The organism is Kitasatospora sp. CB02891, assembly GCF_002803145.1.
Taxonomy (GTDB): domain Bacteria; phylum Actinomycetota; class Actinomycetes; order Streptomycetales; family Streptomycetaceae; genus Kitasatospora; species Kitasatospora griseola.
The window spans coordinates 35,612-48,010 of sequence record NZ_NNBO01000023.1 but is presented as its reverse complement, the minus strand read 5'-3'; the positions used below and the strand labels follow the sequence as shown (position 1 = coordinate 48,010).

Annotated in this window: 10 protein-coding genes; 5 read left to right on the top strand and 5 right to left on the bottom strand. The window is 74.5% G+C overall.

The features are described from left to right. Window positions 1–37 precede the first annotated feature (37 nt). Window positions 38–1,273, bottom strand: coding sequence for an erythromycin esterase family protein (locus tag CG736_RS33885; RefSeq protein WP_100589958.1), 1,236 nt, complete (start codon window positions 1,271–1,273; stop codon window positions 38–40). 78 nt (window positions 1,274–1,351) lie between these two features. On the opposite strand from CG736_RS33885, the gene CG736_RS33880 reads away from it, so the two are divergent. Then, entirely contained in the window at window positions 1,352–2,059 is a 708-nt protein-coding gene (locus CG736_RS33880; protein ID WP_100589957.1) for a MerR family transcriptional regulator, read from the top strand. On the opposite strand, the gene CG736_RS33875 is transcribed toward CG736_RS33880, so the two are convergent. Next, on the bottom strand, window positions 2,050–3,645 hold the full coding sequence (locus CG736_RS33875) for an amidohydrolase (protein ID WP_100589956.1): 1,596 nt from the start codon (window positions 3,643–3,645) through the stop codon (window positions 2,050–2,052). The genes CG736_RS33880 and CG736_RS33875 overlap by 10 nt on opposite strands. Window positions 3,646–3,686: 41 nt before the next feature. Further along, on the bottom strand, window positions 3,687–5,195 hold the full coding sequence (locus tag CG736_RS33870) for an APC family permease (RefSeq protein WP_100589955.1): 1,509 nt from the start codon (window positions 5,193–5,195) through the stop codon (window positions 3,687–3,689). Between the two features lie 206 nt (window positions 5,196–5,401). Between CG736_RS33870 and CG736_RS33865 the strand changes: the two genes are divergently transcribed. Beyond that, window positions 5,402–5,998 (top strand): TetR/AcrR family transcriptional regulator, encoded by a 597-nt coding sequence (locus CG736_RS33865; protein WP_100589954.1) that lies wholly within the window; start codon window positions 5,402–5,404, stop codon window positions 5,996–5,998. A 195-nt stretch (window positions 5,999–6,193) separates the two neighbouring features. Then, on the top strand, window positions 6,194–7,435 hold the full coding sequence (locus tag CG736_RS33860) for a beta-ketoacyl synthase (RefSeq protein WP_100589953.1): 1,242 nt from the start codon (window positions 6,194–6,196) through the stop codon (window positions 7,433–7,435). 85 nt (window positions 7,436–7,520) lie between these two features. On the opposite strand, the gene CG736_RS33855 is transcribed toward CG736_RS33860, so the two are convergent. Continuing rightward, on the bottom strand, window positions 7,521–8,498 hold the full coding sequence (locus CG736_RS33855; RefSeq protein WP_100589952.1) for an ADP-ribosylglycohydrolase family protein: 978 nt from the start codon (window positions 8,496–8,498) through the stop codon (window positions 7,521–7,523). Window positions 8,499–8,561: 63 nt separating this feature from the next. Between CG736_RS33855 and CG736_RS33850 the strand changes: the two genes are divergently transcribed. Both CG736_RS33850 and CG736_RS33845 read left to right on the top strand, forming a co-directional pair. After that, complete coding sequence (locus CG736_RS33850; protein ID WP_100589951.1) at window positions 8,562–9,731, top strand: methyltransferase; 1,170 nt, start codon at window positions 8,562–8,564, stop codon at window positions 9,729–9,731. Between the two features lie 322 nt (window positions 9,732–10,053). Next, window positions 10,054–11,001: a rhomboid family intramembrane serine protease gene (locus CG736_RS33845; RefSeq protein WP_100589950.1), complete on the top strand. Its 948-nt coding sequence runs from the start codon at window positions 10,054–10,056 to the stop codon at window positions 10,999–11,001. Window positions 11,002–11,008: 7 nt separating this feature from the next. Here the strand turns inward: CG736_RS33845 and CG736_RS33840 are convergent, their stop codons facing one another. Beyond that, window positions 11,009–12,379: a PLP-dependent aminotransferase family protein gene (locus CG736_RS33840; protein ID WP_100589949.1), complete on the bottom strand. Its 1,371-nt coding sequence runs from the start codon at window positions 12,377–12,379 to the stop codon at window positions 11,009–11,011. Between the last annotated feature and the right edge of the window lie 20 nt (window positions 12,380–12,399).

The window sequence follows — 12,399 nt, the reverse complement described above, 5'->3', positions numbered from 1 at the left end:
CGGCGCACCCCCTCGCCCGGTGCCGCCGGGCATCTCCTCACCCGCCGCCGAACGCCCCCGCCTGCCGCGGGATCTCCCGCACGAACACCACCCCGTCCATCAGTCCCAACGCCCCCGGATCGATCCCGAAGTACGTGTGGTCCGCCGGAACCCGCGGCTTCGCCCGGCCCGCCGGCGTCTGCGCCAGCACACGCGGGTCGAGAACGGTGCAGGCCTCGGGGAGCGCGGCGAGGCGCCCCTCGAAGGTCTCGGGGTCGGGGTGATCGTCAGGGGCCCGGTGGCCGAAGGTGGTGGCGACGAAGGCGTAGCTCTCGCCGAGGCGGGTGGCGAGCAGGGAGCCGGTGGTCCACCAGCGCAGCTGGTGGGTGCCGAGCGGGAGCCGGCCGGCCTCGCGTTGGAGGTGGCGGTTGTGGGCGTGGACCAGCGTCGGACCTCGCCGCGCCTCGCGCCGCGTGATCGCTTCCAGGTTGTCGGCCATCATCAGACCCCGGTGCCGCATCAGCGAGTTGAACCGGTCCGGCCCGATGCCCGCCATCGCCGCGTGGTACCGCAGCAGCCCGGTCGCGGTCCGCGCGTCCAGGTGCGCCCGCCAGTACGCCTCGGGGTCCGCCTCGGCCGCGAACTGCGGTTCGTGCGCAGCCAGCAGCACCACCAACTCATCCGCGATCAACCGCAGTTGGACGGCATCGGCCGATCGCCCCACCGACCGCCCGGGATCGAACGCCGCCGCCGGCTCGGTCCATCGGTCCTCCGGCCCGCACAACCGCAGCAACTCGCCCTCCGACGGCAGGAGTTCGACCGGAAGGTGATCTCCCAGGAAGTCCCGCAGCCGGATCAGCGCGGGCCCGGGCGCCGCCGCACCCGCCATCTCCAGCGGTCCGTCCGCACCGTAGAACCGCAGCCGCTCCTCCCCCTCCCCCAATCCGTTGTTGAACTCCCGCATCCATCGCACCAGTTCGCGGTTCCCGGCGAACTCGCCGAAGCCGTGGCCGAACCCCTCCCGCACCACGTCGTCGAGCTCACCGTCCGTCGCGCCGCCCACGTAGGCGTCGACGGCGAGCGCCGCCAGGCAGTCGCTCTCGACCGCGACCGAGCGGTAGCCGTGTTCGGCGACCAGGTGCCGGAACAGCTCGTTGCGGAGGTCGAGGAAGGCCTCGACGCCGTGGGTGGGTTCGCCCAGGGCCAGCACCCGGGTCCGGGGCGGGAGCAGGTCGGTGACGGCGGACGGCGAGAAGGGACGAGCGGCATCCCGGAGTGAGCGCGAGACAGTCATGACTTCCACCGTATCGCTGAAGTGACGGTGTAAGCTTTTCTGCTCTCCACCCGAGAATCGAGCAGAAAAGTCTCAATCATGGCGCTGCGGCCGATCGATCTGGCCCGGGAGCACGGCCTGTCCACCCAGGCGGTGCGCAACTACGAGGAGGCGGGGATCCTGCCGCCCGCCGACCGCTCCCCGCACGGGTACCGGCAGTACGGGGAGCGGCACGCGGCCGCGCTCCGCGCGTTCCTCGCCCTGCTGCCGGGCCACGGCCACCGCGCGGCCGCCGCGATCCTGAGCGCCGTGAACGGCGGGGAGCCGGACGTCGCACTGCGGCTGATCGACGAGAGTCACGCCCTGCTCGCCGAGGACCGCCGCACCCTGGACGCGGTGCGCACCGCCCTGGAGCACCTTCCCTCGCCCCGACCGGCCGTCGCCGGTGCCGAGTTCACCAGCATCGGCCCGGTCGCCCACCGTCTCGGACTGCGCCCGGCCACGCTGCGCGCCTGGGAGCGCGCGGGGCTGGTCACCCCGTCCCGGGACATCCGCACCGGCTACCGGACGTACACCTCGGACCAGGTGCGCGAGCTGCTGATCGCCGAGCAACTGCGGCGCGGTGGCCACGGGTTGGCCCGCACCGCCGAGATCCTGCACCGCCTGCGCACGGCCGGCCACCCGGATGCCGTCCGCCCCACCCTGACCGCCTGGCAGGAGCGCCTCACCGCCCGCGGCCGCGCCCTGCTCTCGGGCGCGGCCGCCCTCCACTCCTACCTCGACCGTCCCGAGGACGCTCAGACCTGACGGTTGGTCACCACGCCGCCGGACATGGTCAGCGGCACCGCCGTGGTGGCGAACTCGTCGGCCGGCGCGGTCAGCGGGTCGAGCGCGAAGGCGGTGAGGTCGGCCCGCAGGCCGGGCGCGATGCGGCCGGTGCGGTCGAACTCGCCCGCGGCGCGGGCCGCGTGGGTGGTGTAGCCCTCCAGCGCCATCAGCGGGGTGAGCGCCTGCTCGGGTCCGACGGGCGGGGTGTCGCTGCCGGCGTGGCGGCGCAGCTGCGCGTAGGCGAGGACGCCGCGCGGGTCGTGGTGGGCGATCGGCCAGTCGGAGCCGAGGGCGAGGGTCGCACCGCTGTCGCGCAGGGTGCGGCAGATCCAGGCGCGTTCGGCGCGCTCGACGCCGAGGCGGGTGGACCAGGCGTCGGTGTGGTCGGCCCGGGTGTACGCGGAGTGGGTGGGCTGCATGGACGCGTGGACGCCCAACTCGGCGAAGCGCAAGGCCTGTTCGTCGCCGAGCGTCTCGATGTGCTCGATCCGGTGCCGGCCCCGGGCGGTGTAGGGCAGGTCGGCGATGGTGTCGAGGACGTGGCGGACGCCCGCGTCGCCGATCGCGTGGGTCGCGGTGCGCACCCCGTACGCGTCCAACTGCCGGACCACGTCGGTGTATTCGGCGGGGTCGAGCCAGAGCGCGGCGGTTCCCTCGCCGTGGCAGTCGGGGCGTTCCAGCCAGGCGGAGCCGCCCTCGACGGTGCCGTCCATGAACAGCTTGACTCCGCCGACCAGCCAGTTGCGGCCGGACTCGCCCTGCAGGTCGGCGAGTCGGCGCAGGTCGGCGGCGCTCGCGCCGGGCATGCACCAGGGGGCGATGCGCAGCCGCAGCGGCAGCGGGCGGTCGGCCTCGATGGCGCGGACCAGGTCGAGGATGTCACCGTCGGCGTCCATCACGTGCGCGCCCGCCAGGCCCCCGGCGGCCATGTCGAGCAGCAACGCGTGCAGCGCGTCCCGGCGTTCGGCGAGCGGGCGGCTGGGCATGACCGAGGCGACCGGGTCCATCGCGGCGAACTCGATCAGGTGGCCGGTGGGGGTCCCGTCGGGGTCGCAGACCACGGTGGCGCGCTGCGCGAAGCGGCGCGCCCCGGTGATGCCGGCGGCGCGCAGGGCGGCGCCGGTGGCGAGCGCGGAGTGGCCGTCGTAGAGGCGGATGAACGCGGGCACGTCGGGGCCGAGCACGTCCTCGATCAGGGCGCGGTGCACGGGCCGGTCGCCGAACACGTTGTGGTCGAGGTTCCAGGCGAGCAGCCAGCCGTCGAGGCGTTCGGCGCGGGCGAGGGCGGCGCGCAGCCCGTCGAGGTCCTGGACGTCGGACAGGTCGACGCCTTCGGAGAGTTCGAGTCCGAACGCGGGGTGGCTGTGCCCGTCGACCAGGCCGGGGACGAGGACGGCGTCGCCGAGGTCGATGGTCTCGGTGCCGGGCCCGGCCCAGTCGCGGGCGTCGGCGGCGTCACCGACGGCGGTGATCAGCCCGTCCTCGACGGCGACGGCGGTGACGGCGGGGTGCGCGGCGTCCAGGGTGTGGACGGTGCGAGCGAGGACGATGGTGTCGGGCGACACGGTGGGCTCCTGGTGGTACGGGGATGTGGTCCGAGTCTGGGTCAGACGGCGCTGTGCACCGGGGAGTCGAGGGTCGGCGGCGCGTCCGCGGTCTGCTCCGGGGCGTGGCCGGCGGGCTCCTCCGACGGCTCGGCGGCGAAGGCCGCGTAGACCTCCGGACGCCGGGCGCGGGTGCGCAGCGCGTACAGCACGCCGACCGCGAAGACGGCGGGGACGATCGCGATCAGCACCCGGTTGACGGCGGGGGACGCGCCGGTGAGCAGCTCGATGTGGTCGACCACCAGCCAGAGCGCGCCGGCCAGCAGCAGCGCGGCGGCGAGGGGGGCGACCACGGTGCGCAGCACGCCCTCGCCGTGGCTGCGGCGACGGAACCAGCAGGGCACGGCGATCGCGGCCAGCAGTTGGAGCGCGACCAGCGAGAGCATGCCGGGCGTGTTCACCCAGAGCAGCAGCTGGGTGTACGGGTCGGCCCCGGCGGCGGCGAACGCGACGACGACGAGCAGTCCGAGGCCGGTCTGGGCGAGGCCGGCGACGTACGGGGAGCGGTGGCGGGGGTGGATCCGGCCGAGCGCCCGGGGCAGCAGGCCCTCCTCGGCGAGGGCGAGTCCGTAGCGGCTGGTGGCGTTGTGGAAGGCGAGCAGCGAGGCCAGGATGCTGGTGACGATCAGCACGTGCATCAGGTCCGCGGCCCAGCCGCCGACGTACTGGTCGATGGCGGTGAAGAACAGCCCGCCCGGATCGGCGGCGGCGGCCGCGACCACCTCGGCGTCGCCGTAGGCCTGGATGACGGTCCACACCACGAAGGCGTAGAACAGGCCGAGGAAGGCGACGGCCAGGTAGGTCGCGCGCGGGACGGTGCGGTCCGGGTTCCGGGCCTCGCGGCGGTAGATGACGGTGGACTCGAAGCCGGTGAACGCGGCGAACGCCAGCGCCAGGACGCCGGGCGTGCCGTTGGTCAGCACGTTCCCGGGGGCGAACGCCTGCAGGCTCAGGCCGTGCGCGCCGCCCTTGAGCAGCACGGCGGCGGCCAGCAGCGCCAGGATGCCGGTCTCGGCGAGCAGCAGGACGCCGAGCACCTTCGCGCCGAAGTCGATCGAGCGGAAGCCGCCGTACCAGATGACGACCAGCCCGAGCAGCGCGGGCAGCAGCCACGGAACGTCGTACCCGGTAAGCGCTTTCACGGTGTCGTGGGTGGCGGTGCCGAGCAGGCCGTACACGCCGATGTTCATGCCGAGGTAGCCGAGCAGGGCGAGCAGGGCGGCGCCGAATCCGGCCGGCCGGCCGAGGCCCCGGGTGATGTAGGCGTAGAAGCCGCCGGCGTTGCGGACGTGTCGGCTCATCGCGGTGAATCCGACCGCGAAGACGGCGAGCGTGACGCCCGCGGCCAGGTAGCCGGCCGGGGCGCCGATGCCGCCGATCAGCAGGGCGAGCGGGGCGACGCCGGCCATCACGGTGAGCGGGGCGGCGGCGGAGACCACGAAGAAGGCGATGTCGGCGGTGCCGAGACTGCCGCTGCGCAGCGTGGGCGCGGCAGTGGGGGATTCGGTCATGGGGGGAGCCCTTCGCGCGGCCGGATGGTGGGGGTCCGGCTCCGGGGACCATAAACCTAAAGGTTGATGGTTTCCGTTGGTTTCGGCACCATAGCCCGGCCGACTACCCTCTGGGAAGACCCGATTTCGCACCCGTCCGCAGCGATTTCCGAGGTCAGGACGGCAGTTGCGCCGGCCGTGACGCACCCGACAAGGAGGGCCCACCGGTGGGACGCCCCAGCAAGGCCCTGCTCGACCGCGAGCGGATCGGCGCGACCGCGCTCGCCCTGGTCGACGAGCAGGGCGACTTCAGCGTCCCGCAGATCGCCCGCCGGCTCGGCGTGCAGACCGCCTCCGTCTACCACCACGTGGACGGCCGCACCGGCATCGTCGAACTCCTGCGCATCCAGGTCTCCTCGGCCATGGACCTCACCGCCCTGGACCTGCGCCCGTGGGACGTCGCCCTGGACGCCTGGGCGCGCTCCTACCGGGCCGCTTTCGCCGCCCACCCGCGCGCCATCCCGCTGCTGACGATCAGTCAGGTCGCCGCGCCCGAGGTGCTGGTCCACTACGAGCGCACGGTCGCCCTGCTGCGCGAGGCCGGCTTCCCGCTGCCCGCGGTGATGCCCCTGCTGACCGCCGTGGAGAACCTGGTGCTGGGCTCGGCGCTCGACCTGGCCGCACCCGCCGCGGTCTGGGACACCGACGCCGACACCCCGCTGCTCGCCGAGGCCATGGCCGCCGCCGGGCCGTCCCGCGCCGACACCGCCTTCGAGCTGGCCCTCGCCGCCCTGCTCACGCAGGCCCGCACGCTGCTCCCCTGACCGCCCGGACGCCCGGCACTTCCCGACGGACCGTCAGATCAATCTGTCCGATCCCTCCAAAACGCGCGGACGTGAATCAGTCCCGTCCGGTACCTGAACTCCCGATCACTGCTTGGCAGAGTGGCCATCACCGACCGACCCGGCCGACCGCCGGGGCGGCATTCGTTGTGCCCTCATCACAAAGGGAGTCCCACCGTGCGCACGGAATCCGACAGCGTCACCGGCGGCGTCACCGACCGCGTCCTGGTCACCGGGCTGGGAGCCACCACCCCGCTCGGCGGCACCGCCCCCGCCACCTGGCAGGCGATGCTGGAGGGTCGGAACGGCATCCGCGCGATCGAACGGGACTGGATGGTCGAACTGCCGATCCGGATCGCCGGGCAGCTCGCCGTCGAACCGTCCGAGGCACTGGACCGCGTGGAGGCCCGACGCCTCGACCGCAGCGAGCAGTTGGCGCTGATCGCGGCCCGCGAGGCGTGGGCGGACGCGGGCCGGCCGGAGGTGGACGGCGAACGGCTGGCGGTGGTGATCGGCACCGGCACCGGCGGCGCGGTGACCATGCTGGACCAGGACGACGTGCTGGAGCGTTCCGGCGTCCGCAAGGTCTCGCCGCACACCGTGCCGATGCTGATGGCGAACGGCCCCGCCGCCTGGGTGTCGATCGACCTCGGCGCCAAGGCCGGCGCCCACACCCCGGTCAGCGCCTGCGCGTCCGGCGCGGAGGCCGTCGCGCTCGGCCTGGACCTGATCCGCCTCGGCCGGGCCGACGTGGTGATCGCGGGCGGCACCGAGGCCTGCCTGCACCCGCTGCCGCTCGCCGGATTCGCCCAGGCCCGCGCGCACTCGCTGCGCAACCACGACCCGGAGCACGCCTCCCGCCCGTTCGACCTGGACCGCGACGGCTTCGTCATCGGCGAGGGCGCGGCCGTCCTGGTCCTGGAACGCGCCTCGCTGCGCCCGGGCCGCCACTCCTACGCGACGCTCGCCGGGGCCGCCGTCACCTCCGACGCCCACCACATCACCGCCGGCCACCCGGACGGCCAGACCCGCGCCGTCCGCCGCGCCCTCGCCGAGGCCGGCGTCACCCCGGAGCGGATCGGCATGGTGCACGCCCACGCCACCTCCACCCCCAAGGGCGACCTCACCGAGGCCGAGACCCTCGCCCGGGTCTTCGGCCCGCACCGCCCCGCCGTCACCGCCACCAAGTCCATGACCGGCCACCTGTTCGGCGCGGCGGGCGCCCTCGCCGCCCTCGCCACCGCCTACTCCCTGCACGACCAGCTCGTCCCCCCGATCCGCAACCTGACCACCCCCGACCCGGCCGCCGACCTCGACCTGGTCACCGCCGCCGCCCGCACCGTCCAAGCCGAAGCCGCCCTCACCAACGCCTTCGGCTTCGGCGGCCACAACGCGAGCCTGGTCTTCACCGAGAGCTGACCGACCGCGGGCAACCGCGGGCCCGGCCTGCGGGAGCCGGCGGCCGCGCATCGCAGGCCACGGCCGTCACCCCGGCACCGCTCCGTCACCGCTCCGGCGCCTCGTCCGCCGCCGAACGCCCCGCCGCCTCCAGCGCCTCCGCCAGCACCGTCAACTCCCCTGCCCGCAGCACCCGTCCGGTCGGCGGGAGCGGGACGTGCAGCGGCGTCAGCCACTCCTCGGGGATCGCGTCCACGCCGTACACGGCACCCGCGAGGGCCCCGGTGACGGCGGCGGTGGTGTCGGTGTCGCCGCCGAGGTCGACGACGGCGCGCAGCGCGTCCGGGAAGCCCCCGGTGGTGCGCACCGCCCAGACTGCGGAGCCCAGGCAGGGCCAGACCGCGCCGTTGCTCTCGGTGGCGAGGGCAGGGTGCCAGTCCTCGGCGAGGACGCGCGCCCAGCGTTCGCGGTGCTCGGCCCGGACGGCGGCCAGCGTCGACGGCAGCGCGGCGAGCGGGTCCTCGCCGTCGAGCGCGCGGCGCAGCAGTTCGTGCAGGATCGCGGTGCCTTCCCAGGCCGCGCCGTCGCCATGGGTGAGGGCCGTGATCCGGCGGGCGGCGTCCATGGTGGCCGCCCGGCCCAGCGGGGCGAACCGGACGGCGGCCGTGACGGCGCGCATCAGGGCGCCGTTTCCGGCGGCCCGGCCCTCGGTCTGGAAGTGGATCTGCGCGGCGAGGTCCCAGGGCAGACCGCTGCCGAGGACGCACTCGGTGAGGATGCCGATGTCCTTGGGGTCGGCGGCGGCCCACGCCCGGAACCGCTCGAAGATCCCCGGCAGGTCGAGGCCGCCCGCGTCGAGCAGTGATTCGCCCAGGTGGACGGCCAGCTGCGTGTCGTCGGTGGCCTCGCCCGGCTCCCAGCCGCCGCCTCCGCACATCGATGCAGCGTACGGAAAGCGCATTCCAGGGGTGTTCGGGAAGCGCTTTCCGAACACTCCCGCGGGACCGAACTCGAACGGTGCGCCCAGTGCGTCGCCGACCGCCGACCCGAGGACCGCCCCGACCACCCTGTCCCGTCGCCGCACGGCGCTCCTCCCGTTCCGCCGCCGTCCGGCGACCCCCGCCCCCTCGGATAGCCTGGGGGCACGATGAACGACTCTTTCACCACCGCCTGGGGCACCTTCGAGCTGGCCCGGTTCCCGGAGAACCCGCGTGAGCAGCTGCGCGCCTGGGACGCCGCCGACGAGTACCTGCTGCGGCACCTGAAGGAGGGGCCGGAGAGCAGCGGCCCCGTCGCGCTGGACGGTGCGGTGGTGGTGCTGGGCGACCGGTGGGGCGCCGTCTCGACGGCGCTCGCGGGGGCGGCCGGCCCGCTGACGGCGATCACCGACTCGCACCTGGCCTCCCGGGCGATCGCCGCGAACCTGGCCCGCAACGGGCTGGACCCGGAGGCGGTGGAGGTCCGCACCACGCAGCAGGAGCCGCCGTCGCGGATCGACGTGCTGCTGGTGCGGGTGCCCAAGAGCCTGGCGCTGCTGGAGGACCAGCTGCACCGCCTGGCGCCCGCACTGCACGAGGGCACGGTGGTGGTCGGCACCGGAATGGTGACCGAGATCCACACCTCCACGCTCCAGCTGTTCGAGCGGATCCTCGGCCCGACCCGCACCTCGCTGGCGGTCCGCAAGGCCCGCCTGATCCACACCACCCCGCAGCCGGCGCTCGACCGCCCGACCAACCCGTGGCCGCTGCGCTACCGGCTCCCCGACGGCATCGGCGTCCTGTCGGGCCGTCAGGTCGCCAACCAGGCGGGCGTGTTCTGCGCGGACCGCCTCGACATCGGCACCCGGTTCTTCCTCCAGCACCTGCCCGACCTGGGCGACGCCCGCCGGGTGGTCGACCTCGGCTGCGGCAACGGCATCGTCGGCACCGCCGCCGCCCTGACCGCCCCGCACGCCGAACTCCTCTTCGTGGACGAGTCGTTCCAGGCGGCGGCCTCCGCCGAGGAGACCTTCCGCACCGCCCTCGGCCCGGACGCCCGCGCCGAGTTCCTGGTCGGCGACGCCCTCGCGGACGTCCCGGACGCCTCGGTGGACGTGGTCCTGCTGAACCCGCCGTTCCACTCCCACCAGGCCACCACGGACGCCATCGCCTGGCGCATGTTCACCGGCGCCCGCCGCGTCCTGCGCCCCGGCGGCGAACTGCGCGTGGTCGGCAACCGCCACCTGGCCTACCACGTCAAGCTCCGCCGCCTCTTCGGCAACTGCCGCACGGTGGCGGGCAGTCCGAAGTTCGCCGTCCTCAGCGCGACCCGCCGCTGACCCGGCCGCGCCGCGAACCAGCCCAGGAGCCGACGACACCACGGGTGAACTGCCCTACGAGAACGGGCAGTCCACCCCCCGCCCGGCTTCGCCGCACCGGCAGTCGCGTGCCCGCGCCGGGGACCGGCCCGAGGTACGGACCGCCGGCAACAGCTGCCGCCCGCACCGACCCGGCGCACCCCGGCGGAGCGGACGCCGGGAGGCCGGGCAGGCCTGACGTGCGGCCCGTCCGAGCAGTGCTCTAGGGTGAGCGCCGTTTCGCCGTGGATCATCGCCGTGGACGCCGCCGCGGCCGAGCACCACCGCTCAGGGAGGGCCCGTCTTGGACGCCGCAGAACCCGCCGCGGGAGCCCCCGCTCCCGCGGCACCGTCGCCGACCTGCTACCGGCACGCCGACCGCGAGTCGTACATCCGCTGCAGCCGCTGCGACCGCAGCGTCTGCCCGGACTGCCGCCGCGACGCGGCCGTCGGCTACCAGTGCGTGGAGTGCGTCAAGTCCGGCCACCAGAGCGTCCGGCAGGCTCGCACCGCGTTCGGCGGACGGATCACCTCCCGGCCGTACGCCACCCTCGTGCTGATCGCGCTGAACATCGCCGCGTACGTGGTCGAGGTGGTCCGACCGGAGACCGTCCAGCAGTTCGGCATGCTCGGCGCGGCGATGCTGCCGGACAACCCGAACAGCGACCCGTACGACATGCCGATGCTGTTCCACCAGGCCGGCGTGGCGCACGGCGAGTGGTACCGGCTGCTCACCGGAACGTTCCTGCACCTGTCGCCGAACTCCGACACCTTCCTCGGCCCGATGGCGGTCGTCCACATCGTGTTCAACATGTACTGGCTGTGGTCGCTCGGCCGGGTCGTCGAGGACCGCCTCGGCGTGCTGCGCTTCCTCGGCCTGTACCTGCTGTCCGCGCTCGGCGGCTCGACGCTGGTCTACCTGATCGCCCCGCAGACCCTGACGGTCGGCGCGTCCGGCGCGATCTTCGGCCTGGCCGGCGGCTACTGGATCCTCAGCCGCCGCCAGGGCTACGACCCGCTCGGCGGCAACCAGATGATGGTCACCCTGCTGGTGTGGATGGTCGTCTCGGGAACCTTCGCCTCCTGGCAGGGCCACCTCGGCGGCATGCTCACCGGCATCGCCGCCGGCGCGGCCATCGCCCACGCCCCACGCGAGCAGCGCGGCCTGGTCCAGGCGGTCCTCCTGTCCGCCGTCCTGCTCCTGCTCGCCACCCTGATATACGCCGCCACCGGCCACCTGGCCGGAAGTTGACGGAGCGTCAGCCGAGCTCCCGCACCGCCTCGCCGAGCAGCGCCGCCGCGTCCTGCAGCCGCTGCTCGGCAACTCCCGCGTATCCCAGCGCGATCGACGGCCGACCGGGGACGAGCCGACCCGGCCCGACCGTCGCCACCCGCACCCCGCGACACAGCGCCGCCTCCGCCACCGCCTGCTCGTCCACGCCGTCCGGCAGGTCCGCACACAGGTGCAACCCGGCCGCGACGCCCCGCAGTTCGGCCCCCGGCAGGTGCCGGCGCAGCGCGGCCACCAGGGCGTCGCGGCGGGCCCGGTAACGGGGGCGGACGGTGCGCAGGTGGCGGTCGTAGCCGCCGCTCTCCAGCAGGGCGGCGAAGGCGAGTTGGTCGATCGCGCCGGTCCCCAGATCGGCGTACAGCTTGGCCTGGGCGAACTCCTCCACCAGGTGGTCCGGCAGGACGGCCCAGCCCAGCCGCAGCCCGGGCGCCAACGTCTTGCTGAGCGAGCCCAGGTACACCGTCCGCTCCGGCGCCAACCCTTGGACGGCGCCCAGCGGTTCACGGTCGTAACGGAACTCGGCGTCGTAGTCGTCCTCGATCACCAGCCCCCCGGCCCGCGCCCAGGCCGCGAGTTCGGTCCGCCGCCGCGCCGACAGCACCACGCCCGTCGGGTACTGGTGCGCCGGGGTGACCAGCACCGCGTCCGCTCCACTGGCCGCCAACTCCCCCACCACCAAACCCTCTTCGTCCACCCGGACGCCGATCGGCCGCACCCCGTGCGCCCGCAGCAGCTCCAGCGCGCCCGGCGAACCCGGGTCCTCCACCGCGATGCGCTGCCGCCCGCCCGCCGCCAGCACCTGCACCAGCAGCGCCAGCCCCTGCCCCACCCCGCTGACCACCGCCACCCGCTCCGGCCGCGCCACCACCGCCCGCACCCGGCCCAGGTACGCCGCCAACTCCCCACGCAGCTGCGGAAGTCCGGCCGGATCCGGATACCCCAGATCGCTGTTCGCCGCCCCCAGCAACGCGCGCCGTACGGCCGCCGCCCACGCCGCCCGCGGAAACGCCCCGAGATCGGGCGTCCCCGGCTTCAGGTCGTACCTCACCTCCACCGGCGCCACCCGCGACACCGGCCCCGGGCCCACCGCCGCCGCCCCGGCCGCGACCCGCGTCCCCGACCCGCGACGCCCCACCAGGTAGCCCTCCGCGGCGAGTTGCTCGTACGCCTCCACCACCACCCCCCGCGAAACCCCCAACTCCGCCGCCAGCACCCGACTCGCCGGCAACCGCTCCCCCACCCCCAACCGCCCGTCCCGCACCGCCGCCCGCAACCCCCACGTCAACCGCCCCGCAAGGCCTCCCGGCCCGTCCCCAAGCTCGATCAGCAACTCCCGCATGGCCTCATCATGGCGAAGCA